Annotated in this window: 23 protein-coding genes and 1 riboswitch; of the genes, 17 read left to right on the top strand and 6 right to left on the bottom strand. The window is 49.7% G+C overall.

The window, feature by feature from the left end; all coding sequences use genetic code 11:
- Nucleotides 1-14: 14 nt before the first annotated feature.
- Nucleotides 15-3,629, bottom strand: a complete 3,615-nt coding sequence (locus IE094_RS08235; RefSeq protein ID WP_189640127.1) for a hydantoinase B/oxoprolinase family protein — start codon at nt 3,627-3,629, stop codon at nt 15-17.
- Between the two features lie 118 nt (nt 3,630-3,747).
- Between IE094_RS08235 and IE094_RS08230 the strand changes: the two genes are divergently transcribed.
- The 3 genes from IE094_RS08230 to IE094_RS08220 are packed head-to-tail and all read left to right on the top strand — an operon-like array spanning nt 3,748 to nt 6,576.
- Nucleotides 3,748-4,707, top strand: coding sequence for a TRAP transporter substrate-binding protein (locus IE094_RS08230; RefSeq protein WP_189640125.1), 960 nt, complete (start codon nt 3,748-3,750; stop codon nt 4,705-4,707).
- Between the two features lie 41 nt (nt 4,708-4,748).
- A complete protein-coding gene (locus IE094_RS08225) occupies nt 4,749-5,273 on the top strand; it encodes a TRAP transporter small permease (protein WP_189640122.1) in 525 nt (174 codons plus the stop codon).
- A gap of 1 nt (nt 5,274) precedes the next feature.
- The gene (locus IE094_RS08220; protein ID WP_189640119.1) at nt 5,275-6,576 is read left to right on the top strand and encodes a TRAP transporter large permease; all 1,302 of its coding nucleotides are present in this window, start codon (nt 5,275-5,277) and stop codon (nt 6,574-6,576) included.
- On the opposite strand, the gene IE094_RS08215 is transcribed toward IE094_RS08220, so the two are convergent.
- The 4 genes from IE094_RS08215 to IE094_RS08200 all read right to left on the bottom strand — a co-directional run bounded on the left by IE094_RS08215 (nt 6,577) and on the right by IE094_RS08200 (nt 11,230).
- A complete protein-coding gene (locus tag IE094_RS08215) occupies nt 6,577-7,098 on the bottom strand; it encodes a winged helix DNA-binding protein (protein ID WP_099591591.1) in 522 nt (173 codons plus the stop codon). It abuts the gene before it with no gap.
- Nucleotides 7,099-7,174: 76 nt separating this feature from the next.
- Nucleotides 7,175-7,585: an acyl-CoA thioesterase gene (locus tag IE094_RS08210; protein ID WP_189640116.1), complete on the bottom strand. Its 411-nt coding sequence runs from the start codon at nt 7,583-7,585 to the stop codon at nt 7,175-7,177.
- Nucleotides 7,575-9,086, bottom strand: a complete 1,512-nt coding sequence (locus tag IE094_RS08205; protein ID WP_189640113.1) for an indolepyruvate oxidoreductase subunit beta family protein — start codon at nt 9,084-9,086, stop codon at nt 7,575-7,577. Before IE094_RS08205 ends, IE094_RS08210 begins: the two co-directional genes overlap by 11 nt.
- Complete coding sequence (locus IE094_RS08200; protein ID WP_189640110.1) at nt 9,083-11,230, bottom strand: thiamine pyrophosphate-dependent enzyme; 2,148 nt, start codon at nt 11,228-11,230, stop codon at nt 9,083-9,085. Before IE094_RS08200 ends, IE094_RS08205 begins: the two co-directional genes overlap by 4 nt.
- A 127-nt stretch (nt 11,231-11,357) precedes the next feature.
- Here IE094_RS08200 and IE094_RS08195 point away from each other — a divergent pair, with 127 nt between their 5' ends.
- Nucleotides 11,358-12,230 carry a LysR family transcriptional regulator gene (locus IE094_RS08195; protein WP_189640108.1) on the top strand — a complete coding sequence of 291 codons (873 nt, stop codon included), beginning with the start codon at nt 11,358-11,360 and terminating at the stop codon, nt 12,228-12,230.
- A 23-nt stretch (nt 12,231-12,253) separates the two neighbouring features.
- Here the strand turns inward: IE094_RS08195 and IE094_RS08190 are convergent, their stop codons facing one another.
- A complete protein-coding gene (locus IE094_RS08190; RefSeq protein ID WP_189640106.1) occupies nt 12,254-16,699 on the bottom strand; it encodes an ExeM/NucH family extracellular endonuclease in 4,446 nt (1,481 codons plus the stop codon).
- A 197-nt stretch (nt 16,700-16,896) separates the two neighbouring features.
- Here IE094_RS08190 and hemP point away from each other — a divergent pair, with 197 nt between their 5' ends.
- The 13 genes from hemP to IE094_RS08125 all read left to right on the top strand — a co-directional run bounded on the left by hemP (nt 16,897) and on the right by IE094_RS08125 (nt 26,541).
- Nucleotides 16,897-17,073 (top strand): hemin uptake protein HemP, encoded by a 177-nt coding sequence (gene hemP, locus IE094_RS08185; protein ID WP_189640103.1) that lies wholly within the window; start codon nt 16,897-16,899, stop codon nt 17,071-17,073.
- A gap of 86 nt (nt 17,074-17,159) precedes the next feature.
- Nucleotides 17,160-17,924: an MBL fold metallo-hydrolase gene (locus IE094_RS08180; protein WP_189640102.1), complete on the top strand. Its 765-nt coding sequence runs from the start codon at nt 17,160-17,162 to the stop codon at nt 17,922-17,924.
- A gap of 82 nt (nt 17,925-18,006) precedes the next feature.
- Nucleotides 18,007-18,111: riboswitch (TPP riboswitch) on the top strand.
- A gap of 49 nt (nt 18,112-18,160) precedes the next feature.
- A complete protein-coding gene (gene thiD, locus IE094_RS08175) occupies nt 18,161-18,961 on the top strand; it encodes a bifunctional hydroxymethylpyrimidine kinase/phosphomethylpyrimidine kinase (protein WP_189640100.1) in 801 nt (266 codons plus the stop codon).
- Complete coding sequence (locus IE094_RS08170) at nt 18,961-19,935, top strand: FAD-dependent oxidoreductase (protein ID WP_189640099.1); 975 nt, start codon at nt 18,961-18,963, stop codon at nt 19,933-19,935. Before thiD ends, IE094_RS08170 begins: the two co-directional genes overlap by 1 nt.
- Nucleotides 19,925-20,122, top strand: coding sequence for a sulfur carrier protein ThiS (gene thiS / locus IE094_RS08165; RefSeq protein WP_189640097.1), 198 nt, complete (start codon nt 19,925-19,927; stop codon nt 20,120-20,122). Before IE094_RS08170 ends, thiS begins: the two co-directional genes overlap by 11 nt.
- A 3-nt stretch (nt 20,123-20,125) precedes the next feature.
- Entirely contained in the window at nt 20,126-20,899 is a 774-nt protein-coding gene (locus tag IE094_RS08160) for a thiazole synthase (protein WP_189640094.1), read from the top strand.
- Entirely contained in the window at nt 20,896-21,492 is a 597-nt protein-coding gene (locus IE094_RS08155; RefSeq protein WP_189640092.1) for a thiamine phosphate synthase, read from the top strand. Before IE094_RS08160 ends, IE094_RS08155 begins: the two co-directional genes overlap by 4 nt.
- Nucleotides 21,489-22,460: a HesA/MoeB/ThiF family protein gene (locus IE094_RS08150; RefSeq protein WP_189640090.1), complete on the top strand. Its 972-nt coding sequence runs from the start codon at nt 21,489-21,491 to the stop codon at nt 22,458-22,460. The genes IE094_RS08155 and IE094_RS08150 overlap by 4 nt, the downstream gene beginning before the upstream one ends.
- A 15-nt stretch (nt 22,461-22,475) precedes the next feature.
- Nucleotides 22,476-23,414: an ABC transporter substrate-binding protein gene (locus IE094_RS08145; protein ID WP_189640088.1), complete on the top strand. Its 939-nt coding sequence runs from the start codon at nt 22,476-22,478 to the stop codon at nt 23,412-23,414.
- Complete coding sequence (tenA, locus tag IE094_RS08140) at nt 23,411-24,097, top strand: thiaminase II (protein WP_189640085.1); 687 nt, start codon at nt 23,411-23,413, stop codon at nt 24,095-24,097. Before IE094_RS08145 ends, tenA begins: the two co-directional genes overlap by 4 nt.
- The gene (locus IE094_RS08135) at nt 24,070-24,822 is read left to right on the top strand and encodes an ABC transporter ATP-binding protein (protein WP_373295862.1); all 753 of its coding nucleotides are present in this window, start codon (nt 24,070-24,072) and stop codon (nt 24,820-24,822) included. Before tenA ends, IE094_RS08135 begins: the two co-directional genes overlap by 28 nt.
- On the top strand, nt 24,819-25,550 hold the full coding sequence (locus IE094_RS08130; RefSeq protein ID WP_189640082.1) for an ABC transporter permease: 732 nt from the start codon (nt 24,819-24,821) through the stop codon (nt 25,548-25,550). Before IE094_RS08135 ends, IE094_RS08130 begins: the two co-directional genes overlap by 4 nt.
- A gap of 106 nt (nt 25,551-25,656) precedes the next feature.
- The gene (locus IE094_RS08125; protein WP_189640079.1) at nt 25,657-26,541 is read left to right on the top strand and encodes an ABC transporter permease; all 885 of its coding nucleotides are present in this window, start codon (nt 25,657-25,659) and stop codon (nt 26,539-26,541) included.
- The last annotated feature ends 1 nt before the right edge of the window (nt 26,542 follow it).

Here is a 26,542-nt window from a genome sequence, read left to right as displayed (position 1 = left end):
AATAAAAACAACATCTAAGCCAGTTTTCCAAAGCCACCACCACCGGGTGTTTTCATTTCAAACATGTCACCAGATTGCAATTGCGCGATATCATTGCCCTGTAATTCTTCGATTTCACCCGAAGATCGAATCACACGGTTTTCACCGACCCCGCCGTTTTGCCCACCTTGTGCGCCAAAGGGCTGCTCGATACGGTGCGAACATAAAGTTGTCACTGTCACATCGTCTAAAAACCGCAAGCGGCGGGTCAGGCCATTACCGCCGTGCCAACGCCCACCACCACCAGAATTTTTGCGAATGGAAAACTCTTCGACGCGCACAGGAAAGCGTGTTTCCAACACTTCTGGATCTGTCATGAGTGTATTGGTCATATGCGAATGCACGGCATCTGCGCCATCAAACCCGTTGCCCGCACCAGTGCCACCTGCGATGGTTTCATAATTTTGAAACTGTTCATTTCCCCAAACAAAATTATTCATTGTGCCTTGGCTCCCTGCCAACACGCCAAGTGCACCATACATGCAATCGGCGATTGCTTGACTCACTTCTGTATTCCCTGAAATCACGGCGGCGGGGGAAACGGGATTAATCATTGAACCGCTTGGCGCAATAATATCGATGGGTTTCAAACACCCTTCGTTCATCGGGATATCTTTTCCAACAAGTGTGCGAAAAACATACAACACCACCGCATGACAGATTGATAGCGGCGCGTTGTAGTTGCCGCTGTGTTGGTCTGAGGTACCCGTAAAATCCACAACCGCGCGACCATTTTCTTGGTCAACTTTGATGGACACTTTTATATGCGCACCGTGATCCAGTGGGTAATCAAACGACCCGTCTTTCAATTCACCAATGACGCGACGCACGGATGCTTCGGCGTTATTTTGCACGTGTTTCATGTAGGCCAGCACCGTATCCACACCAAAGTTATCAATCATACGATAGACTTCGTTAATACCTGTCGTGTTGGCCGCGATCTGCGCCTCTAGATCCGCAATGTTTTGATCGATGTTACGGCAAGGATAGCGCCCAGATGCCAAAACGGCCCGCGTTTCATCAATCAACATCCGCCCATTTTCAACCAATTTAAAGTTGTCGATCACGACACCTTCTTCTTCGATATGAGTGCTATCGGGTGGTGCAGATCCTGGGGTACGCCCACCAATATCGGCGTGATGCCCACGTGATCCAACGTAAAACAGAATGTCATCGCCACCGCGATTGAACACGGGCGTGATCACGGTAACATCGGGCAAATGTGTGCCGCCATTGAATGGTGCGTTTAGCATATAACTGTCGCCCGGTTTCATTTTACCCGCGTTCAGGCGAATAACCGTGCGCACACTTTCCCCCATTGATCCCAGATGCACGGGAACGTGGGGGGCATTTGCCACCAGATCCCCCGTTGCGTCGAACAACGCACAGGAAAAATCCAACCGCTCGCGGATATTCACTGAATATGCTGTGTGCGCCAGTGTCGTTCCCATTTGTTCCGCAATGGACATAAACAGGTTATTGAAGACTTCTAACATCACAGGATCGGCGGTGGTGCCGATTGCATGTTCGCTGATGCGATCTTTGACGCGGGTAATAATCAGATTTCCCAGATCATCCTTCACCGCTTGCCAGCCAGAAACAATAAAATTTGTACCCGTTGGCTCGGTGATAACCGCGGGTCCAGATACCCGATCATCCTGTTGCAGTGCATTGCGATCAAAGAGCGGTGCATTTTGTAATTTCTCATCACAATACACGGGCACATATTCAGGGTCTTGTGCTGCTTTTGGTGTCTCTTCGACCATTGCTTTATCTGTCATTTCACCAATGGCTTCGACGGTGAGCATGTCAATTTTGATCAATCGATCCGGTGATATAAAGCCAAACCGTGCGTTATGTGCATCCTCGAATGCCGATTGGATATCATCACGTGAACCAAACGGAACCTGCAAGGTTTGATGTGATCCATCGTATCGCACATGACAGGAGTCTTGGGTGATAATCTGTTCCTCGGGCACACCTTGTTTCTGAATTTCTGCTCGCGCTAGATCTTTCAATGCAGCAATGCGTTCTACGGCGGTTGGCAATTCATCCAAAGTCAAGTCAGCCTGTTCTTCGTGCAATGCACGCACATCAGCAAGTCCCATTCCCAATGCAGACAAAACCCCCGCAAATGGGTGGATAAACACGCGGCGAATGCCAAGCGCATCGGCCACCAAACAGGCATGCTGCCCCCCTGCACCACCAAATGACACAAGCGTATAGTCGGTCACATCATGACCGCGTTCCACACTAATTTTTTTCACCGCATGCGCCATATTTTCAATGGCGATTTTCAAGAAACCCTCGGCGGTTTCTTCGGGTGATTTTGCATCCGAACCAGTATCCGCGGCAATTTCTTTTGCCAGTGTTTCAAATTTTTGACGAACGACTTTAGTGTCCATCGGTTGATCCCCGTTGGGGCCAAATACCTTGGGGAAATAAGCGGGGTTCAAGCGCCCTAACAACACGTTACAATCCGTCACCGTCAATGAGCCACCACGGCGATAACACGCAGGACCAGGGTTTGCACCCGCGGATTCTGGCCCCACTTGATAGCGTCCATCTCGCCATGCCAAAATGGAACCACCACCGGCCGCAACTGTATGGATATCCATCATCGGTGCGCGCATACGCACGCCCGCGACCTCTGTTTCAAATGATCGCTCCAGATCGCCCGCGTAATGGCAGACATCGGTGGATGTGCCACCCATGTCAAATCCGATGATTTTTTCAAATCCTGCATCGGCGGCCGTTGAAACCATCCCGATCACGCCTCCCGCAGGGCCCGATAAAATTGAATCTTTTCCTTGGAACAGGTTCGCTTGCGTTAATCCACCATCAGATTTCATAAAGAACAAACGATCACAGCCACCGTTTTCCACATCCAACGCATCGGAAACCTGTTCGACATAACGACGCAAAATTGGCGACAGATATGCATCGACAACAGTTGTATCACCGCGCCCAACAATCTTGATCAATTTTGATGTTTCATGGCTTGTTGAAATTTGCGTAAACCCAATTTCGCGCGCCAATTTTGCAACCGCTAATTCATGATCAGGGTTTTGATAGCTGTGCATGAATGCAATCGCGACGCTACGCAATCCAGCGTCATACTGTGTTTGTAAATCTGCGCGCGCGCGATCCAAATTTAGGGGTGTTAATACATTGCCAGTAGCATCAAGGCGTTCTTCGACCTCGCAAACAGAATTATACAACAGTTCGGGTAATTGAATGTGCAGATCAAATAAACGCGGGCGGTTTTGATAACCAATCCGCAAAACATCATGAAATCCAGCTGTGATAAACAAACACAAATCTTCGCCGTCACGTTCCAACAATGCATTGGTCGCAACCGTTGTGCCCATCTTTACCGCGCTAATCTTACCTTTTGGCATGTCATCAACGGGTTCAAGCCCGAGCATATCGCGAATGCCCTGCACGGCCGCGTCTTTATAGAGTTCGGGATTTTCAGACAGTAATTTATGTGAAACAAGTTTCCCATCAGGTTTGCGCGCAACAATATCCGTAAAGGTGCCGCCGCGATCGACCCAAAACTGCCACTTTGAATTTACTGTACCAGACATATCATTTCACCCGAATCTAGAAAATTGTTGATTTATTGCCATTACGCTGACAAAATGACAACGTAATGTCAACGAAGAGATTCGCAAAAAACCGAAATCTTTCACAAGGGAGCCTGATATGAACAAGTTTACAATAATTGCAGCCAGCGCTGTTTTCGCCATGCCAGCATTCGCAGAAGACTGGGATATGCCAACGCCATACGGCGATTCAACGTTTCACACACAAAACATTTCCCAATTTGCAAAAGACGTGAGCGCGGCCACAAATGGTGATCTGAACATCACCATCCATTCGGCGGGATCACTGTTTCCACATGGTGAAATCAAAAACGCGGTTCGTTCGCGTCAAGTAGCACTTGGTGAATTTTTCCTCTCGACCCTATCAAATGAGGATGCGGCATACGGTGTCGACAGCCAGCCATTTGTGGCAACATCATATGATGATGCGGCAAAACTTTGGTCTGCGCAAAAGCCAGTGATAACGGAGCTGTTGGCAGAACAAGGTTTGATGCCATTGTTTTCCGTGCCATGGCCAGCACAAGGGCTGTATACCAAAAATGAAATCACGGCAGTTGAACAGCTAAACGGATTACGCTTTCGCGCGTATAACGCCGCACTCGAAGAATTCGCAGCCCTTGCAGGTGCCGCCCCAGTTCAAGTTGAAGCACCCGACATTCCACAAGCGTTCAGCACAGGCCAAGTTGATGCGATGATCACATCACCATCCACAGGTGCAAATTCCAAAGCGTGGGATTTTGTCAGCAACTATAACGCCATCGACGCATGGGTTCCAAAAAATATCGTCGTTGTTAACAAGCGTATGTTTGATGGCCTGTCTGGCGAAACACAACAGGCCGTATTGGACGCAGCAGCGGCCGCCGAAACACGCGGTTGGGAAATGTCCGCCGAGGAAGCAACCGCAAAAACTGCCGTTATGGCAGAAAATGGCATGACCATTTCAACGCCAACTGATGCTTTGAAAACAGGGCTTCAGGCGATTGGGGCCACCATGTTGGAAACATGGGATGCCAAAGCATCGGACGCGGCCAAATCCATCATTGCGACATATAGCCAATAAACACTGCCGCCCCTTCGGGGGCGGTTATCAAAGGGGATGATATGCGTAAATTTTTGGATAGGTTATACCATATGTCAGGCGCGCTTGCGGGCATACTGATATTGGCGATTTGTGTACTGATCAGTTGTCAAATTTTGTTAAACGGGTTTGGTCGTATGTTTGGGCAAATCTTGCCAACGACAATTCCCTCTTATGCCGATTTTTCAGGCTACATGCTGGCGGCCTCATCATTCCTTGCTTTGGCGCATACATTGCGCAGCGGCGGGCACATTCGTGTGAACCTAGTCATACAAACCATGTCGAAAAACATTCAAGTTTTATTTGAATCGATCAGCCTGATTATTTCCATATCACTCGTCGGATACGCCACTTGGTTCATGTTTAAACTGGTCCAAGAAAGCATTCATTACGGCGATAAATCATCGGGAATAATTCCCATTCCGCTTGGGATCCCCCAAAGCGTGGTTTTTGTTGGGCTGGTGATATTGTTGATCGCATTGATTGATACATTTGTTGAACTATTGCGCAAACGTGAACCCATTTTAACCACTGCCGACGAGGTATAAGATGTCAGATCCGATTATCGCACTTACACTTCTTGGGATTCTGATTGCCCTGTTGGCAATGGGCGTCTGGGTGGCGGTGTCGCTCGCCATTGTTGGGCTAGTTGCCATCACATTTTTCTCCAATGCACCCGCTGGTCTGGTCTTGGCCACAACGTTTTGGGGCCATAGCCATTCTTGGTCGCTCACAGCGTTACCATTATTCATCCTGATGGGTGAAATATTGCTCCGATCACGGCTTAGCCAAGATATGTTTAGCGGGCTTGCCCCATGGCTTGGTGGCTTGCCGGGGCGATTATTACATGTGAACATTTTGGGTTGCGCAATTTTCGCCGCCGTATCAGGATCATCCGCCGCCACTGCCGCCACGATTGGGCGCATGTCTGTTCCGGAACTTAAGGAACGCGGATATCCAGAAGGCTTGATTTTGGGCACACTCGCAGGTTCCGCAACATTGGGGTTGCTGATCCCGCCTTCGATTATCTTAATCGTTTACGGCGTGGCCACAGAACAATCCATTGCCCGTTTGTTCGTGGCAGGCATCTTGCCAGGGATTATGTTGATCAGCTTGTTTGCAGGCTACGTCGCCATTCGTGCGTTTTTAAATCCTGACCTGATCCCAAAAGATGACATCAAATTTAGCCTGCGTGAAAAATTACGCGCATCGCGCAACCTGATCCCCGTGGCATTGTTGATCATCGGTGTGATCGGGTCAATTTACGCTGGGCTCGCATCCCCAACAGATGCCGCTGCACTTGGCGTGGTGCTCTCAATCTTATTGGCCTATCTAACCGGTTCGTTTTCCAAATCACTCTTTTGGGATGCGGTGATGTCTGCCACGCGTACATCTTGTATGATTGCATTCATCCTTGTTGGTGCCGCGTTTTTATCAAGCGCGATGGGATTCACGGGATTGCCGCGCAACCTTGCCGCGTGGATTGGCGACATGGATTTATCGCTTTATGCATTACTCGCTGCCTTGACAGTATTCTTCATAATTTTGGGATGTTTTTTGGACGGGATTTCCGTTGTGGTATTAACCACCTCTATCATCATGCCAATGGTTGTTCAGGTCGGAATTGATCCGCTCTGGTTCGGTATCTATCTGGTGGTTGTGGTGGAAATGAGCCAAATCACACCGCCCGTTGGATTTAACCTGTTCGTTATCCAAGGGCTAACGGGGATCAACATTTTGCGCATCGCAAAGGCAGCTTTCCCATTTTTCCTACTGTTGCTCTTGGGTGTGGCTTTGATCACCGCATTCCCATCCATTGTCACATTTTTACCAAATGCAATGTCTGGCTAACTAAAACGAAGCAGCGGCGCGGCTGGCTTGTTCATATTGTCCCGACAATGTGCGCAGGTCAGCCGCGATTTTACGCATTTCATCCCCAGACATATTTAAGCTGCTTAAACCATCCAACAAACAACGTTCGCGGATTTCGCGGTATTTTTCGCACAAGCCCTGCCCCGCATCAGACACGTTGTAGAAAACCTCTTTGCCGATTTTTTCAGATACCAAAAGTTCCATTTTCAACAACTTGCGCAACGCGTAATTGACGGTATGCGTATCCTCGATATTCAACAGGAAACAGATGTCATTCAACCGTTTGCCGCGCCCGCGATGATTGGTGTTATGCAACACCAAAATCTCGAGCGGCGTTAAATCCACACGCCCTGCCGCCGACATGCAACGCACCATCCAACGGCTAAAAGCGTTATAGGCGATGATCATGCCGTACTCCAATTCCGAAGTTTCCCAACCCTCACCCTGCGCTAGATGGCGTGATGATACGATTGGACGTTTGGGTTCGGTATTTTTGGACATGACACACCTCTTTGAATGAATAATGATCACACTATACATTCAAAACGTTTGCGATTTAATGCCAAAAATTCACCTATCACTGAAAAAGTGTGCGGATTTCATCAGGTACCTGTACCGACTTTATCCCCTCACCATCATCAGCGCGTTTCACCAAAACACGTTTTTCAAACCCTTCAACCGCCAATTTATCACCCCGCAACAACCGGTGATGCACATCAAAACTTGATTTTCCAAATCCTGTTATGCTGGTTTCAATGGTAACTTCATCCCCGAATTTTGAGGGGATGTAAAATCTGCCTTGCGTATCAACCATTGGGAAACCAACAACACCGTAACGCGCGATCAATTCTGGTTTTGGCAATCCAACGCTGGCAAAATGATTGGCCGTGGATGCATCAAACCATGCAAAATAGCGTGGATAAAATACGATCCCAGCAGGATCACAATCACCCCATTCGATCTGTAATTTTCGTTGACTAATGTGCATGGGCTGGCTTTCGGGCAAGTGTGGGTGGTTGAATTTCAATTTCGCCTGTTTGCATAAATTGATCAAATGATTTGTGGTTTTCATCGGCAAGTGCCGCCGCAATCGCCCCGCGAAGCGATTTTGTTTTCGACGACAAATCAGCATCCATCGCAGGATCGACAATATCCGCCATGATCATATCAAACGCGCGCTTGCCGCGTTGTTGCGTATCTGAATATCCTTTCAAAACGCGGGGCAGTTGTGCCAAGGCACCCGCAAAATCGGGGGCATCACGCAATGCTTGCGTCATCTTCGCAAGCCAATTTTCGATCGCTTCTTGTTCAACGTGATATCGCAATGATTTTCGACGGATATGTTTGAATGCCGCCATACTGCGCAACAACCAATAACCCACAATCCCATTTGATCGGATATAAATCCCACGCCCAATGAACGGGAACCATCCACCGCGCACGGCGCGTTTCATAATGCGTTCACCAATCCATCGCGGCATTACATCCGCAATCTCTTCTGCGCGGGGTTTTAGGTATTCGGTAATACGAAAAACCTGACCATCTTTGATTTCCGCTTCTTTGCGAATGGTTTCAAAACGCGATGCGCGGGTTTTCAAATCGGCAACACGCGCCGTATCCTCATATGCCATCCAAAGCGCCAATCGACGACATGCCTCGATTAATGTGGCCTGTGCGGTATGATCGGATTGCGCTGCATCGATCAATTGTTTACACCGCGTGACGTACAACGCGCCGTATTGTGCATCCTGAAAATCGATTGTGCGTTCATGGCCAAGCGTGATCACCTCTCGCAAAGCAGGGGCGCAATCCTCGAAACCAGATAGCGATGTTATGGACGGTTGTTCTGTTTCGTCTTCATGCTCGTTTACAAGTGCATCCAATTGCAATGCCGCAAGCGTCGCATCAAACCCTGCAAGGTTTGGCGATGTTTTGCCTCCCGTTTCCAAAATCACGCGGGATTTATCCGCAGGCCACGGCAAAACACCACTTCCGACCAACGCGCCATACATGGTCGCGCTGATGAATGTTTTATGATCATTCGCAAGCTGCTCCAAATCCAACAAATGACAGGTCTTGGCCAATTTTTGCGCGACATCTTTCACCGCTGGCGCATCAAACCGACCATCCCCCAAATTGATTTTTTCCGCCGTTGAAAACACGCGGCTGGATGATGATATCAACGTCGTGCGGTTTGGCGAGACAAAGCCCGCATCCATCATGCGTGCCGTTTCGATCAGCTCGCTCGACAGCACAACATCCACACGCGCAGGCATCGGCACCAACCCCAGTACCGCGTTTTTATCGGGCGAAATTTCGATGTAATAACTGGTTGAACCCGTGCGTTGTGCAACGCCTGGAACCGACGTTGCCTGAACGTGAAAATCGTTTTGACGCGCCGCGCTTACGATCCAGTTCATCAACGTGCCACCACCCTGTCCACCAAGGGCTGCGATTAAAATGCGCAATGTTTTATCTGAATTATTCATACTGATTGCACCCCCGTGAAAACACCACGCAATTTTGCCATCACGCGATCAAATAGGTTTGGGTTACTTATCACTTCTGCACGCCAAAACGATGGGCACAGGGTTGCAGCATGGGCCACTTCGCCACACAATCCACAACCAACACAACCATTCGTCACATGTGCAACGGGATCGGTTTTCAGCGGATCGGATGATGTTTTCACCGTAAGCGTTGGACAGCCTGACAAACGGATACACGAATGATCACCTGTACAGGTTTCTTCATCAATGCCAAAACGTGTGCGCGATACACGCTCACCCTTGGCCAAGGCTTTGGCGCGAATGGGTTTGATGCGGCGTTGGCGCTCCAACTGGCATTCGCCTTCGGCGACGATCACTTTTAACCCGTTGAACGGAGTTTGAAATGCTTCGCGTAACGTATCGCGCATTTTTGAAACGCTATAGGTATGAACCGTGCGTTGCCATTTTACACCGACCCCGCGCAACGCATCCTCTATCGTGGTTTCGCCAGTTGTGGCGCTTTTTTCGGCGGCGGCCAGCTTCATTGTGGAATCAGGTGATGAAATCACCTCTTGTGTGCCCGTGGCAGAGGTGTAACCGTTTTTCATAATGACCAACACACCATCGCCATCGTTCAACAATCGCGATGTGACGCCTGACAGCAAACCATTATGCCAAAACCCGCCATCGCCCATCACCGCAAGCGATCGTTTTTGTTGAAAGCTACTGACACTGGCATTGGACGCAAGGCTCATACCATAGCCAAGGATTGAGTTGCCAAAATTAAACGGTGCAAATGTCGCAAATGCGTGACAGCCAATATCAGCCGAATAATGCACCTTACCGATTTCACGTTCGGTTAATTTCAATGCCGCAAAAAACGGTCGTTCAGGGCAACCCGTGCAAAACCCAGGTGGGCGTGGCGGTACAGGTTCACCCAAATATTTTTTCGCATCTTTGCGAAGCTGTGCAACCTCTTCTTCGTATTGTTGATCGATCAGTTGATTGCCAACAGCCGGTAAATATTGGCGCAGGAATTTGGCAACACCATCCATCAACACCTCTGATGTGTATTCGCCCGCCATTGGCAAAACATCCTTGCCTGACAACTTGGTGTTCACATCACGGCGGCGCAGGATCGATCCGATTTCATGTTCGATATATTCTGGCTGGCCTTCTTCGATCACAACAACTGCGTCTTTGCCCACGGCGAATTCCACGATTTCATCGGGCACCAATGGATAAACCACATTCAACACCATAATCGGGATGTCACAATTGCCCTGATCATCCGACAATCCCATTTCACACAACGCGCGGATCAGCGCATTATACAAACCACCTTGCACAATCAGACCGACATTTTCATGCCGCCCTGACAAAACATCGTTTAACTTGTGTTTGCGGATATATTCACGCGCGGCGGGCATGCGCTCGTCATATTTACGCTTTTCATGGGCAAAAGTTACAGGAGGGTGGGCTAATTGTGCATAGTTATGCGGGGCGGGTTCCGCGAGCAGTTTTTCTGTCGAAATTTCAGGGGCAATATTATCCTTGGCGATAAAGCTGCCTTGGACGTGGCACGCGCGAATACGCATCTCCATCATCACAGGGGTGTTTGACGCCTCTGACAAATCGAACGCGTGTTCAACACAATTGACCATACTGTCCAAATTGGGACGCGGATCCATCAACCACAGGCCGGATTTCATCGCGTAAGAATGTGATCGTTCCTGAATAACACTGGCACCCTCGCCATAGTCTTCGCCGATGATGATCAACGCACCACCGATCACACCGGGAGATGCCAAATTGGACAATGCATCGGCGGCGACGTTCGTGCCAACAATGGATTTCCAAGTAACTGCCCCGCGCGCGGGATACATAATCGATGCGCCCAACATCGCCGCCGCCGATGCCTCGTTCGTGCAAGGTTCCACATGCACACCAAGGGCGGACATTTCCGATTTCGCCTGAACCATCACATCAATCAAATGGGACACAGGGGCACCTTGGTATCCGCCAACATAGGAAACACCGGATTGTAATAATGCCTTGGTCACAGCGAGGATACCTTCGCCGTAAAATGTTTCCCCGTCACCTAGTGTCAGGCTTTCGATTTCCTTGGCGAATGAACGTTCCATATCGCTACCTCTTGCGCATTAATTCTTGCACAGATGGTCGCGTGAAACTAAATTAAAGTCAAAGTTAATTAATGAATAGGTAACATTCACCATTTCAATAAATGTAAATCATATCGACCTTAACCTGTTGCGCCTGTTGCTCGCCATTGATCAGCATGGATCGGTGTCACGCGCGGGCGGTGTAGTGGGGCTGAGCCAACCCGCGTCAAGTAATGCATTGGCACGCCTGCGCACATCCCTTGATGATCCCCTGTTTTTGCGCACCCGCGACGGCATGATCCCGACACCATATTGTGCAAAAATTTTGCCCATCGTTCGCGCAAATTTGGCAGGCATTGAAAATGCGTTGCAACAACCAGACGATTTTGTCGCTCACAGCAGCAGCGAAACTTTTCGCCTATCGCTCTCTGATTTGGGTGAAATGATGTTTCTACCCAGCCTTGCACATCACATGTCCCAAATTGCACCAAATCTGCGGATGCACAACATTGCCGCTGCACGGCAAAATTTACACAACGCATTGCAACAACGCCAATGTGATATCGCTATTGGTATTTTGAACACTGCGGGAAATGGGTTGAATTCCACCACCCTGTTTCACGAAACCTACCGTGCAATCATTGGGCGCGATGTTGATCCTCGTAAATACCAAACATTGCGCGACGCCCCTATTACTTTAACAGCCCCCAGCGCCACTTATGCCAATGATATCGAGGATGAATTATCCAAAAAGGGTTTGGCCAATAACATCGTTCTGCGGCTTCGCCATTTTGGTGCATTGCCCCAGTTGTTAAATCAAATGGATGTTGTTGCGATTGTACCAAGCCAATATGCGCAAAGTTTGAAAAACCAACAACAAGCACAAATTTTGCCGATCCCCGTTCCCCTTGGTGAACATGAGGTCAAAATGATTTGGCATCAGATCACCGATAGCGATCCCGCGATTACATGGTTTCGCCAACAGATATTAGATGTCTTTGGTGAACCAAGAGTGGTGTAAATCACACCACCCTTGGATTATGATCAACCAATTACCTGATCGCCCAAATCAAGCCCAATGATCAATGGGTCATGGTCGGACGCAGCGAACACATCATCGCTGTAAAACGCAGGATTATTAAAATCACTATCGTATCCCAACAAATCGGGTTCATCCGCATTGATGTGCCATTCAGTTACGCCCGTGACCTGATCCGCCATGCTGTTGGATGCGAATGCCTGATCCAATGTGCCGCGTTGACCATCAAAGACATAGCTATAGGCATCTTCTTGGCCAATGAATTGATCAATCAAATCGGCCAGGCCCGCATCGTCGCGCACGGCCTGAACTGGGTCTTCCATGCCGTAAGCGTTGAAATCACCCATGATCAGATAATCGCCATCGGTACTGGTTCCTGCGTATGAATTTTCCATCCAATCGACCACTTCGTTTGCGGCATCGGTGCGCACACCGTTCCAAAACCCTTGGCCATCGCCTTGGTCAAAATTTGGATCGGCGAGCAATGCTGCCAATCCATCGGTAACGGCGTCAACCTCGTCCGCGGGAATGGTGCCAGCATCCAGTGCAGCCTGTACCGCATCGGCCAAATTCTGCAACCCGCTGTCGCCTTTGGATTTGAAATGGGTGCTTACGATTGTAAACGTTTCGCCCGTTTCGTTATCGGCAAACGTCGCAGCTACAGCGGGACGATTGCGCCCCAAATCATCAAGTTGATTGGATGAAGACACATATTGGTTCAAAAACTCCGCCAAAGCATATGTTGCCGCATTAGAGTCTTCTGCAAATTCTAGATAATCGGATGTAACCAATGTCACCGCGTTACTATCATAAACAATACCAGTGGTGATCGCATCATTACCAACAAAACCATCAACCGCGCCGTTGGTTGGATCAACAAAGGCGTAAATGGCATCTGATCCCGTTGCGCCCGCCTCGATATTCAATTCGCTCACCAAAGTTGAAATCGCTGAACCTGCATCAAATCCGTTGTTTTCCAGTTCCTGCAATGCAAAAACTTCGGCACCTGTACCAGACATCGCGTTAACGATATTTTCAGATTGGCGATCAAATTCTTCTTGATTGCTGGCACCACGCGGTGACAGGTTATTTGGGCCTGAGCCACCCTGCCCCGTGAATGTGGTGAAATAGTTCAACACATTGAAGCTAGCCACTTGGATATTACCACCCACATCGTCTGGGCTTTCATCACGCGCACCCGTGTTGGTGTCTTCGTCGATTGCCAACGTGCCATTCACCAACAGGCGGTAATCACCAAATCCATACGTCATCACACCATCAATGGGTTCGGTAATCTCGCTACCCAAGCGAATGGTGGAACTTCCCACATCAAACGTATCGCCACTATCCAGATAACCATTGCCATTATCGCCCGTTGTATTGGGGATATACTGAAATTCATCTGGATTTTGCGCCGAAACGCCATCGTCGATCAGCAAGGTGTTGTTTGCGTTTTCCTCTTGAAGCTGCGCAATTTCATCGCCTTGTGTTTGCGCATCGAAAATTTGCGTAGGCTGGGTTTGCACGCCTGCGCTGATGGTGATTTCACCAAAGCGATCAAGATTAAAGTTTTCGATCACGGTCAATGCTTCGCCATTGCCGCTGGTCACAGAAACATGCATGCCCTCGACTGCTTCGAAATCTGATGCGCTGCCAGACAGTTGCACCTGTGCCGCCGTTGGGATTGTATTGTCACTAGACAGTACAATTGTGCTGGTCACGTTGTTCATTTCGGTCAGCCCGTTGAATTCAGTTACCGTACCAATCGTTTCCACCAAATCGCCCGCAACCACTAGCGGTGCACCACCGGTAAAGATAAACAACCCCTCTGATGTGTTCACATCTGCGTCGACATCTGCGTCTTCTTCTTGCAGGTAAAAACCATCGCTCACAACATAGGTCACAATGGCGGAAACCAGAACATATTCACCAACCATAAAGCTGGCATCGCCAGCACCTTGGATCGTCGAAATCAACGTGGCCTCTGTTGGTTCTGGATTGATCACATCACCCGCGGTTGGGGTGTAACCCGCACTATCGGCAAAATCTGTGGCTTCAAATTCACCGATAATTTCGGGGCTGCGCACCGCGCCTGCGGGTAAAAATGCACCATCAGGCCCAACAACATTATCGGAATAAACCAATCCCGCATCCCCATCGATCAGCGCAACAGAGTCCACTACGCTTGCAAATGGTTGGCTGTCCAACGCACCATCATCATCCGTGTCCAGATCACCCGACGTGGTGATACCGTCATACCCATCCACCAACAGAAAACTGGATGTTTCATTGTTCAGCGTATTATCGGCAAATGTAACATTACCCGTCACGCCAAATGTTGCCTCGGCTTGATCGCTGCTCGCCAAGAAATAACCGTTTTCGCCAATGCTTTGACCATTCAGATCAATCGCGCTGATCACTTCGCCAGTCGCGTCAAGCTGTAACAGTGCAAACCCGTCAAGCGATGTACCCGCAACGCCTGCCAACTCAACAAATTCCCAATCCGTACCAGTGGTGCTGACCGCGAGTTCATTGATAACCACGGCGGGTATTGTTGCACCCCCGTTATCGCCACCTGCACTATTTGTGCGTGGCGCATCCCACGTTCCATCCTCGTTGCGTTGCAAGGAATCGCCAATGGCTGTGTCGCTTGGCTCTGATTGCCCGATATCGGTTGATGTCACGCCATCAGCGAAACCACCAACAGCGGTCAATGTACCTTCATAACTGAGAAATTCGACAAGCGTGCCATCGTTTGACAACGCAATTCCATCGGGGCTTCCGTTCTGAATGCTGCCAGCATCCCAAACATAATAATCGAATGTTCCATCGGTCGTCATTGTCAGATCGGACACCTGAACGGTTTGATAAACCGTACCATTTGATCCGTTATACAGTTCAACCACCAGCGTTGACACATCATCGCCCGCATTGGTGCGAATTTCAAAAAACTCACCTTGGTCCGCGCCCGCATTGTCATAATGAATTTCGTTGATACGTGCATCCAGTGTTGGTGTCACAATGGCATCATTTGAACCACCTTGGGTATTGGCGCGTGGCGCTTCCCATACACCATCTTCGTCACGTTGCAATGAATCACCAATGGCCGTGCTGCTGGTTTCAGATTGCCCAATGTCGGTGGAGGTCATCCCATCAGCGGAACCACCAACCGCGGTCAATGTACCTTCATAGCTGAGAAATTCAACAACTGCTCCATCGTTTGACAACGCAATTCCATCGGGGCTTCCGTTCTGAATGCTGCCAGCATCCCAAACGTAATAATCAAATGTTCCATCGGTCGTCATTGTCAGATCAGACACCTGAACGGTTTGATAAACCGTACCATTTGATCCGTTATACAGTTCTACCACCAGCGTTGACACATCATCGCCCGCATTGGTGCGAATTTCGAAAAATTCACCTTCGTCTGCGCCTGCATTGTCATAATGAATTTCGTTGATACGTGCATCCACCGAGGGTGTTTCATCAACATCGGTCACGGTTGTGGTGATGTCTTGTGTTGTAACGGCACCCATGTCATCGGTCGCACTGACTGACACTTCGTAAACATTATCAAGATCAGCATCCGCAGGGTTTTCGAAATCTTGTGGAGCGACAAAGATCAGCTCGCCAGTTTGTGCATCGATGGCAAAATTCGCGGCATCTGCACCACCAATGATGGCATAGGTAACCCCATCCCCATCCACATCGGTTGCGAAAACCGACGCCACCGCACCAGATTGATTTTCGTCGATTGTAAATGCATCTGCACTTACGATCACGGGGCCGTCATTTACCCCCGTAATTGTAACGGTCACGGTTGCGGTATCCGCGCCGCCCTGCCCTTCATCCACCGTATAAGTAAATGTATCGGTTGCAGTATCCCCAGCGCCAAGACTATCAAACATATCCCCCGCGTCATACGAAACCATCCCATTTGCAAGCGTCACCACCGCACCTGCATCACTGGTTGCAGACACGGCTGTGATTGAAAGTGTATCGCCATCAAACTCTTGGTCATTGGCCAGCAAATCATCCACATCCAACGTCAAAACATCGTCCTCGGATACCGATGCGGTATCGTCACCCGCCAATGCGGCGTTATTTGTCCCATCCAAATGATAGGTATAATCATCCCCTGCAAAATATAGCGATTCTACGGAATGTAATCGTGTCACAGATTCCACATGTCCATTTTCATCACGCTGCACAACACGCGTGATTGGGTTCCACCAACCACCGCGATTGATAATGTCATAATCTGCAATGGATCCATTCAATTGAACGGTATCCGATCCACGCCCACCAAAAATGCGATCATTCCCACCGCCGCCGATGATCGTATCGTCACCGCCAAAGCCGTAAAAATGTTCCGATCGTTCGGTGCCGATCAATGTGTTCGATGAAGAATTTCCAAAAATGTGGCTCTGCCAGAAGTGACGAAAATGCATGATGTGTCCCCAAATTGCATAGAATCTGCCTACAACCTAAGCATGTTTTTCTACACTTTTGTGACATTTCTTATCCGAGATCAGAAATCGGCGGGTATCAGATTATTAACCTAGCATTTTAATCAGGTATTGCAAAATGCCGACTCTTTGGTAAAAAGCGTCAATACCTGACTCTTTTACTCAAAAAAGGAAATCCTATGTCATACAACGCTCCACATCCAATTAAACCTGCCCAATCCACCGACATTCAAACCGGCCCCACATTCAATGTTGAACATTTGCTTGGCGAAAATAACACCGTGCAGTTGGTGTTGGATCATCAGGTTTATACGCTACGCAAAACACGACAGAATAAGTTGTTGCTGACCAAGTAGTCGGGCGATCAAACAAAGATGTGATTATCGATGCGTATATGATGTGCTAGGCTGAAAATTCGGCTCACCCCAACAGGAGGAACAACATGTATTCTCGCCGTCAATTTTTGTCTTCTGGTGCGACCACGCTTGGCGCATCAATCATTTTACCTTACGCTGCACATGCACAAACAGGTGGTTCAGATATGTTTGAAACAAGCCTAGGTTCAATAACAGTTCACCCAATTGCGCATGCGTCATTCGTGATGGAAACACCGGGTATGGTGATCTACAATGATCCTGTCGGCGATCCTGCCAGCTATGCTGGGCGTCCTGACGCGGATTTGATATTGCTCACGCACGAACATGGCGACCACTACGCCCCTGATACGCTCGCCGTGTTGGCCAAGGATAACACCAAACTGTTAACCAACCCCGCCGTTTTTGACATGTTGCCCGATGCCTTGAAATCAAAGGCACAAAAAATCGGCAATGGTGAAAACACAACGATTGGCGATATCGCTATTGATGCGATCCCTGCGTATAATTTGGCCGAGGATCGTTTGAAATATCACCCCAAAGGGCGCGACAACGGTTATATCCTCACCATTGGTGACAGCCGCATTTATATTGCGGGTGATACCGAAGATATTCCCGAAATGCGCGCACTTACTGATATTGATCTGGCGTTCGTACCAATGAACCTGCCCTATACGATGGATATCAACCAGGCCGCATCGGCGATTGCAGCGTTTAAACCAAAACATGTTTATCCATATCATTACGGCGAATCCAATATCGACAGCTTTGGCGCATTGGTTGCCGAAGGCGATAGTGGCACAGTGGTCCATACGGGCCCTTGGTATTCATAACACTATTCAGCCCGTGCATTGCGGGCTGAAACCACCCTTTAAAAAACCCCCTTGCAACACCGCGCGGAACTGTCTACCCCTAGGGAAACCGTTGGGGAGCCTGTACAACAGGCTGAGACTTGCAATCGCATAAACCCATCGTACCTGATCCGAGATAAACGGCGTAGGGAACGGTAGACAAACGCAAATGTCACACGCTCCCATTCCATATTCTCGCAAACGAATTGGAATATGCGATGACCCCAATTGCCCTTACAATTGCAGGCTCTGACAGCGGCGGCGGCGCGGGTATTCAGGCCGACCTTAAAACATTTAGCGCACTTGGCGTTTATGGCGCCAGCGCGATCACCGCGATCACCGCGCAAAACACACGCGGTGTGACGGCGGTGCAAGATATCAATCTTGATGTCCTTGGCGCACAGATTTCGGCCGTGTTGGATGATCTGGCGGTGAACGCGATTAAAATCGGGATGTTGTCATCACCCGAAATTATCGACGTTGTTGCGAAACATCTGAATGCATTCAACAACCCCATTGTGCTTGATCCCGTCATGGTCGCAAAATCAGGTGATACCTTGCTTCAAGACAGCGCAATTGATGCGCTGAAATCCAAACTTTTGCCGAAGGCGGCGGTGTTAACCCCAAACCTGCCAGAGGCGGCAAAACTGTTAAACACAGCAGAGGCCGCAACCAAGGATGAAACCTTGGCACAAGGTCACGCATTATTGGCGATGGGTGCACAGGCCGTATTTATGAAGGGTGGCCATGCATCCGGTGCGATCTGCACAGATTATTTGATTACCGCTGACGATGTCACTGAATTTAGTGCACCACGCGTAAACACTAAAAACACCCACGGAACGGGCTGTACGTTATCATCTGCAATCGCCGCAGAGCTGGCCAAAGGGCAAACCCTGATCAATGCAGCACAAAAGGCGCATCAATATTTGCAATCCGCCATTTCACGCGCCGATGAATTAAAGGTCGGTTCGGGTCACGGCCCTGTGCATCATTTTCACGCGGTCTGGGAAAACTGATGGTTGACGTATCCATCATCGGCGCGGGCGTTGCGGGGTTATGTTTGGCAACAGAAATCCATTCCCGTGGTGGCAAGGTAGTGATTTATGATCGAGAACCCCAAATCGGCGAACACGCTTGTTCATGGTGGGCAGGTGGAATGCTCGCTCCATTTTGCGAAGGCGAAAGTGCAGAGGAACCCGTTGTCCGTCTGGGGCAAACCGCAGCAGCCTGGTGGAACAAACACACATCATCGGTGACGCATAACGGATCGCTTGTGATCGCACTGGGGCGCGACACGTCTGAACTAACCCGATTTTCACGCCGCACATCTGGGATGGAAACGATCAATGCCGATATGATCGACACATTGGAACCAGATCTGGCCGGACGATTTGCAAAAGGTTTATTTTTCAAGTCAGAAGCGCATTTATCACCCCGTGATGCGCTATCCACGCTGGGCAAAAATTTACAAGCCAACGGTATATCGGTGCAAACCGATATGCCCGCCCCCACCACAAATCGCATCGATTGTCGTGGGTTGTCCGCGCGTGATGCGGTTTCTGATCTGCGTGGCGTGAAGGGTGAAATGCTAATCTTGCGCTGCCCTGACATCACCCTGTCGCGCCCCATTCGATTGCTCCATCCGCGCATTCCAATTTATATCGTCCCACGTGGCGATGGGGTGTTCATGTTGGGGGCGACGATGATTGAATCACACGAACGTAATCGCATTACCGCACGATCAATGTTGGAATTACTGTCGGCGGCATACGCCCTCCACCCTGCATTTGGCGAGGCGGAAATCTTGGAAATCGGTGTCGATGCTCGCCCCGCATTTCCCGATAATTTGCCGCGCATTCAACAACGTGACGGCGTGATCTATGCCAATGGATTGTATCGGCATGGGTTCCTATTGGCGCCAGCGCTGGCGCAAATGACGGCCGATTATCTTTTCACAGGAAACAAACCGGAGTTTTGGCATGAAAATTAATGTAAATGGCGATCTGCGCGAAATTACATCACCCAATCTTGCTGATGCGCTGATTGAGCTTGGCTATGGCGATGCGAAAATAGCAACGGCGGTGAATGAAAATTTCGTCCCTGCCACGCTACGTGCAAATACGGAACTTGTTAACAATGATCGGCTTGAAATCCTCGCGCCGATGCAAGGGGGGTAAACCATGCGATCGTTTTATGGCGTAACCTTGGATAATCCATTGATGCTGGGCACCGCACTTTACCCGTCACCCGCAATCATGGCAGATGCATTTGCCAAATCAAAGGCCGCCGTGGCCACCGTATCCTTGCGCCGCGAAGGAAGCGTTGATCAAGCAGGGCAAGATTTCTGGAATATCATCCGTGATCTCGGTGTGCATATCCTGCCCAATACTGCAGGCTGTCATAGCGTGAAAGAGGCCGTCACAACCGCCCATATGGCACGTGAAATTTTTGATACCAACTGGATCAAGCTAGAGGTCATCGGCCATACCGACACTTTGCAACCCGATGTTTTTGGCCTGGTCGAAGCCGCGCGTATTTTATCCGAGGATGGTTTTCAAGTGTTCCCCTACACCACCGAAGATTTGGTCGTGGCGGAAAAGCTGCTCCACGCTGGATGCAAGGTTTTGATGCCTTGGGGCGCGCCAATTGGCTCGGGGCAAGGTTTGAACAACATCTTGGGGCTGCGCAGTATGCGCGCCCATTTCCCTGACATCCCAATGGTGATTGATGCGGGCATTGGCCTGCCTTCCCATGCGACGGCGGCGATGGAGCTTGGCTTTGATGCGGTTTTGTTAAACACCGCAGTGGCCAAGGCAGGTGATCCCGTTGAAATGGCACATGCGATGGCATTGGCACTTGCGGCAGGGAAAGCGGGTGTAAATGCCGACCCGATGGAACCACGCGACATGGCCGCCCCATCCACCCCTGTTATTGGAAAGGCATTTTTGGAATGACCCTTGATCGTTTTTACCCGATTTTCGACAGCGCCGATTGGATCGTTCGCATGTTGCCCCTTGGGATAAAGCTGGTGCAATTGCGCATGAAAGATCAGCCTGATGACATCATCCGCGAACACATTAAACGCGCCAAATCCGATTGCGCCAAACACGGGTGTACGCTTGTGGTCAACGATCATTGGCAAACCGCAATTGATCTGGGCTGCGATTTTATCCACCTTGGACAAGAGGATTTGGATATCGCCGATATGGCAAAAATTCGCTCTGCAAATTTACGCATCGGGCTCAGCACACATGACGATGACGAACTGGAACGCGCATTGTCTTTTGACCCTGCCTATGTCGCACTTGGCCCCGTTTATCCAACCATTTTGAAAAAAATGAAATGGACAGAGCAAGGTCTGGAACGTGTGACTGTTTGGAAAAAACGTGTGGGTAACACACCATTGGTGGGTATCGGCGGAATGTCTGTTGAACGCGCGGCTGGTGTGTTTGATGCGGGTGCAGATATCGTATCCGCCGTAACGGATATCACGCTTCATGACAATCCAGAGGCACGCGTTCAACAATGGTTAGCGGCAACGCGATGAACAGATACGCGCGCCAAATGATCCTGCCAGAGTTGGGGCAAACGGGACAAGACATATTGTCCAATGCCCACGTCTTGGTCGTTGGTGCGGGGGGGCTTGGTGTCCCGGTGTTGCAATATCTGGTTGGCGCGGGTGTTGGCAAAATCACGCTGGTTGATCCAGACGTTGTGGAACAATCCAACCTACATCGCCAAACGCTCTATGGCACGCAGTGGATTGGGCAGCCCAAGGTTATTGCCGCGCGTGAAATATTGGCCGATCTGAACCCTGATTGTATCGTAGATGGCCAACAAACCACGCTTGATCCTGCCAATGCACCTGTATTGGTTGCACCCGTTGATCTGGTGCTGGATTGCGCTGATAGCTTTGCCGCGTCTTACATCCTGTCGGACATTTGTTTGGACACGCAAACCCCATTGATCACCGCATCGGCACTTGGCATGGCTGGATATGTCGGTGGTTTTTGCGCAGGCGCGCCCAGCCTGCGTGCGGTGTTTCCCGATCTGCCAGATCGCGCGGCAAATTGCGCAACCGCTGGCGTTCTTGGCCCCGTTGTGGGCACGATTGGTGCGATGCAGGCGCAAATGGCGCTGGCAGTATTGTTGAAATTCAACCCAAGCCCCCTTGGCCAAATGGTGCAACACAACGCCAAAACATTTCGCACCAGCAGTTTTCGGTTCGATCACGCACCCGAACCGACGGGTAACAATTTCCGATTTGTCGCAGCATCACAATTCACACCAAACGACATCATTATTGAACTGCGCGATGAGGCAGAGGCACCAACACCTGCACACCCCAACGCCATTCGCACAAGCGTCGCAGATATTTCAAAACTTGCCCCGCCCGCAACCGATCAACGCATGGTGATGTGTTGTCGTTCAGGGCTCCGATCATGGCAAGCGAGCGCAAAATTTCAACTAAAATGGGACGGGCAAATTGTTTTGGCCGCTCTTGGCGATAACTAACGCAAAGGAACAGATATGCGTATTTTCACACTTGCAACACTTGCTATGATGGCAACCCCGGCGATGGCACAGGATAAAATGACATTGCTTTTGGATTGGTTCATCAACCCCGATCACGGCCCGATTATTGTCGCCGAAGAGTTGGGTTACTTTGCCGACCAAGGCTTGGATGTTGAAATCATCGCCCCCGCTGATCCCGCCGATCCCCCAAAATTGGTTGCCGCTGGCAAGGGTGATTTGGCCGTTTCATACCAACCATCATTGCACCTGCAAGTGGCCGAAGGTTTACCATTAAAACGCGTTGGTACATTGGTTGCCACACCGCTCAATTGTTTGCTGGTTCTGAAAGATGGGCCAATCAAAGAAATTAGCGACCTGAAAGGTGGCAAAGTCGGGTTTTCCGTTTCTGGTGTCGAAGAGGCCGTGCTTGGCACGATCTTGAAAAAGAACGGCTTGTCGATGGATGATGTTGAGATGGTCAATGTGAACTGGTCATTGTCACCGTCATTGATGTCAAAACAGGTGGACGCCGTCATTGGCGCATACCGTAATTTTGAACTTAATCAGATGGAAATAGAAGGTGTCGAGGGTAAATGTTTTTACGTCGAAGAAGAAGGTTTACCAGCTTATGACGAACTAATTTATGTCGCCAATCCAGATACGATGAATGCCGATATGATCACGCGTTTTTTGGCCGCCACGGAAAAGGCCACGCAATATATCGTTAATCACCCAGACCAAAGCTGGGAAGTATTTTCATCCACATCGAAAGAATTGCAAGACGAGCTGAACGCCAAGGCATGGGTTGATACCCTCCCCCGTTTTGCACTGCGCCCAAGTGCGTTGGATCATGGGCGCTACCAACGGTTTGAAACGTTCCTGCTGGATGCAGGTTTGATCACCGAACGCAAATCCATCGATGATCTGGCCATTGATTTGAGCGTTGTAAAATGACCAACGCCCCTGATTATGGTCGCGCATTTAACGCATGGCGCAACGCCAGCGCAATATCGTGGCGGGATTACACGCGCCATGATTTTGTCAATGGATTGGGCGATGGCACATTGCCCCGCGCCAATTTCATCCACTATCTGATCCAAGATTACGTCTATCTGATCCATTATTCCCGCGCATGGGCATTGGGTGTGGTCAAGGCAGAAACCTTGGCCGAAATGCAGCTTTGTTCCGCAACGGTTGATGCATTGGTGAACGGCGAAATGCAATTGCATGTTCAAACCTGTGCGCGTGATGGCATTGCAGAGGATCAGTTATTCAATGCCGCCGAGGAACCCGAAAACATGGCGTATACTCGGTATGTGCTTGAGGCTGGTTTTTCAGGCGGCTTTCTTGATCTGATGGCGGCACTTGCACCTTGTGTTTGGGGATATGGTGAAATCGGTGCAATCTTGGCCAATGAAGGTTCCAGCGAAACCTACCGCGAATGGATCGATACCTATGCGGGGGATGATTATCAAACCGCCTGTATCAATGTCGGGAAATTGCTGGATCAGGCATTGATCGCACGCCTTGGTGATGATTTTGAAAATTCGCCAAGCTGGCCTGCCTTGTGCAAAAAATTCGAAACCGCAACCCGCCTTGAAATCGGGTTTTGGGATATGGGACTGCGGGGCGCATGATGGGCGCACCATCCATTACATTTACGGGTGCGGCGGAATTTTCTGGCGCACCCTTATTCCATGACATCACGCTGGAAATTACGGGCGGTGAATGGACATGCTTGCTTGGCCCATCGGGCGTGGGAAAAACAACCGTTTTACGCATTATCGCAGGGCTAGATAGCGCTGTTGATTTTCGCGGTGAAATCATCAGCAGCGATAAGAAGCCCTTGCTAAATCGCACTGCCTATATGGCGCAAAGCGATCTGTTGTTTCCGTGGCTGACACTTCTGGAAAACGTCTGTATTGGTGCGAAATTGCGCGGGGATCAGGTAGATAAAGCGCGCGCCACTCAAATGATTTCACGTGTCGGGCTTGCCGGACACGAAGATAAAAAACCATCTCAATTATCAGGCGGGCAACGCCAGCGCGGCGCATTGGCGCGCACATTGATGGAGGACCGCCCTGTGATCCTGCTCGATGAACCGTTTAGTGCGCTCGATGCAAAAACACGTGCAGATATGCAAGAATTGGCGGCGGAATTATTGATTGATCGCACTGTATTATTGGTTACACATGACCCCGCAGAGGCCGCGCGCCTGTCTCATCATGCAATCGTGATGCAGGCAACGGGATTACGGCATATCGATATGCCCCAAACGCCGCCCGTGCGTGGCATCGATGATCCCCAAACACTCGCTACCCAAGGCAAGATGTTGAAAATTCTGCGCGAGGGTCCACAATGAATTGGAAACACGGCATCATATCCGCAATCGTGTTGATCGCGTTGTGGCAATTGACGGTCACGCTATCAGGTGTTGCACCCTTTATCCTGCCTTCGCCGTTGCGCGTGGCAAACGCGCTTTGGTACAGCCGCGCGTTAATCGCAGAACACGCATGGGTAACACTGGCGGAGGTAATCCTTGGCCTTATCATCGGATCGATCCTTGGCATATTAACCGCGATAAATTTGGCAACCTCGTCCACCGCGCGTGCAATTTTGCGCCCCATATTAGTGTTTTCACAGGCCATCCCCGTTTTCGCGCTCGCGCCATTGCTGACACTTTGGTTTGGGTATGGCATGGGATCAAAAATCATCATGGCAGTGATGATTATTTATTTCCCCGTCGCATCCGCGTTCTTCGATGGGTTAATGAAAACGCCAAGCGGATATTTGGATTTGGCGCAAACCATGGGTGCAACGCGTTCGCGAGAATTGTGGCATATCCGTATGCGCGCAGCAATGCCATCCCTTGGTTCTGGCCTACGCTTGGCAGCCGTTTACGCCCCCATTGGAGCAGTGATTGGCGAATGGGTTGGCGCATCAAAGGGGCTGGGATATTTGATGTTATTGGCAAACGGGCGGGTCAAAACCGATCTGTTATTTGCAACATTGATCGTTTTGGCCGTGCTGACCGTGTGTTTACACCTGTCTGTCGATATTTTGGCGCGCAGATTGGCAAAAGACCACTAATCCGGTGAATTAGTAGCGGCCAACGTGTTTTCCATCTTGATTTATCACGCAAATAATTGTCCGATAGTTCACCCATACCGCCCGAAACTACAGGCCATTCCCAACGATGAACAAGAATAAAACCCACAACAATTGGCGCCAATCAGATGCCGCACAGGGTTTGTTTTTGATCAGTCCAACTTTTGTTTTTTGCGTTGTTTTATTGGCAATCCCCCTTGGGCTTGTGCTCGCGCTGAGCTTTTGGACACAAAACTATCTGGAACTTGATAAAACGCTGACTCTTGCCAATTACAAAACCGCATGGGGCGAGGCGATTTATCAAACACTGATGGCGCGTTCGTTAAAAATATCGGCATGTGTGACGATCTTGACCGTTTTGCTGGCTTATCCCGTCGCCTATTTCGTGTCGTTTCACGTCAAACCGAAACACAAGGCGATGTGGATTTTCCTGATCACCATTCCATTTTGGACAAGCTATCTGATGCGGATATTCTTGTGGAAAGTCATCCTTGGATATAACGGCGTGGTCAATGGATCATTGATCGGGGCGGGTTTGATTGAAAAACCGCTTAGCTTTATTTTATACAATCAAAACGCAGTGGTTTTGACATTGGGTCATGCGTGGTTGCCCTTCGCAATCCTTCCTATATTCGTTGCACTCGAAAAAATTGACCATTCACTGCTAGAGGCGGCCCAAGATTTGGGCGAAGGTCCCATTCGTCGTTTTTTACGTGTCACATTACCCCTGTCAATGCCAGGTGTATTGGCGGCAACCGTAATTGTGTTCATCCCCACAATTGGTGATTATGTCACCCCCCGTTTGGTGGGTGGTCCCAATGGTTTGATGATTTCAAACATGATCGAATTGCAATTCAAAAAGGCGAATAACGCCCCACTTGGCGCCGCACTTGCCGTGTCTGCGATGGTGATCGTAAGTGTGATTTCGCTGATCTTTGTTTGGCTGAACCGTAAATATTTAAAGGCGCGATGAT

The sequence above is a fragment of the Paramylibacter ulvae genome (assembly GCF_014652655.1).
Lineage (GTDB): Bacteria > Pseudomonadota > Alphaproteobacteria > Rhodobacterales > Rhodobacteraceae > Amylibacter > Amylibacter ulvae.
This window is presented reverse-complemented; position numbering and strand designations above follow the sequence as displayed.

Coding starts and splice junctions, on each gene's coding strand:
- IE094_RS08235 (WP_189640127.1), bottom strand. CDS start 3,629: ATGTCTGGTACAGTAAATTCAAAGTGGCAGTTTTGGGTCGATCGCGGC.
- IE094_RS08230 (WP_189640125.1), top strand. CDS start 3,748: ATGAACAAGTTTACAATAATTGCAGCCAGCGCTGTTTTCGCCATGCCA.
- IE094_RS08225 (WP_189640122.1), top strand. CDS start 4,749: ATGCGTAAATTTTTGGATAGGTTATACCATATGTCAGGCGCGCTTGCG.
- IE094_RS08220 (WP_189640119.1), top strand. CDS start 5,275: ATGTCAGATCCGATTATCGCACTTACACTTCTTGGGATTCTGATTGCC.
- IE094_RS08215 (WP_099591591.1), bottom strand. CDS start 7,098: ATGTCCAAAAATACCGAACCCAAACGTCCAATCGTATCATCACGCCAT.
- IE094_RS08210 (WP_189640116.1), bottom strand. CDS start 7,585: ATGCACATTAGTCAACGAAAATTACAGATCGAATGGGGTGATTGTGAT.
- IE094_RS08205 (WP_189640113.1), bottom strand. CDS start 9,086: ATGAATAATTCAGATAAAACATTGCGCATTTTAATCGCAGCCCTTGGT.
- IE094_RS08200 (WP_189640110.1), bottom strand. CDS start 11,230: ATGGAACGTTCATTCGCCAAGGAAATCGAAAGCCTGACACTAGGTGAC.
- IE094_RS08190 (WP_189640106.1), bottom strand. CDS start 16,699: ATGCATTTTCGTCACTTCTGGCAGAGCCACATTTTTGGAAATTCTTCA.
- hemP (WP_189640103.1), top strand. CDS start 16,897: ATGTCATACAACGCTCCACATCCAATTAAACCTGCCCAATCCACCGAC.
- IE094_RS08180 (WP_189640102.1), top strand. CDS start 17,160: ATGTATTCTCGCCGTCAATTTTTGTCTTCTGGTGCGACCACGCTTGGC.
- thiD (WP_189640100.1), top strand. CDS start 18,161: ATGACCCCAATTGCCCTTACAATTGCAGGCTCTGACAGCGGCGGCGGC.
- IE094_RS08170 (WP_189640099.1), top strand. CDS start 18,961: ATGGTTGACGTATCCATCATCGGCGCGGGCGTTGCGGGGTTATGTTTG.
- thiS (WP_189640097.1), top strand. CDS start 19,925: ATGAAAATTAATGTAAATGGCGATCTGCGCGAAATTACATCACCCAAT.
- IE094_RS08160 (WP_189640094.1), top strand. CDS start 20,126: ATGCGATCGTTTTATGGCGTAACCTTGGATAATCCATTGATGCTGGGC.
- IE094_RS08155 (WP_189640092.1), top strand. CDS start 20,896: ATGACCCTTGATCGTTTTTACCCGATTTTCGACAGCGCCGATTGGATC.
- IE094_RS08150 (WP_189640090.1), top strand. CDS start 21,489: ATGAACAGATACGCGCGCCAAATGATCCTGCCAGAGTTGGGGCAAACG.
- IE094_RS08145 (WP_189640088.1), top strand. CDS start 22,476: ATGCGTATTTTCACACTTGCAACACTTGCTATGATGGCAACCCCGGCG.
- tenA (WP_189640085.1), top strand. CDS start 23,411: ATGACCAACGCCCCTGATTATGGTCGCGCATTTAACGCATGGCGCAAC.
- IE094_RS08130 (WP_189640082.1), top strand. CDS start 24,819: ATGAATTGGAAACACGGCATCATATCCGCAATCGTGTTGATCGCGTTG.
- IE094_RS08125 (WP_189640079.1), top strand. CDS start 25,657: ATGAACAAGAATAAAACCCACAACAATTGGCGCCAATCAGATGCCGCA.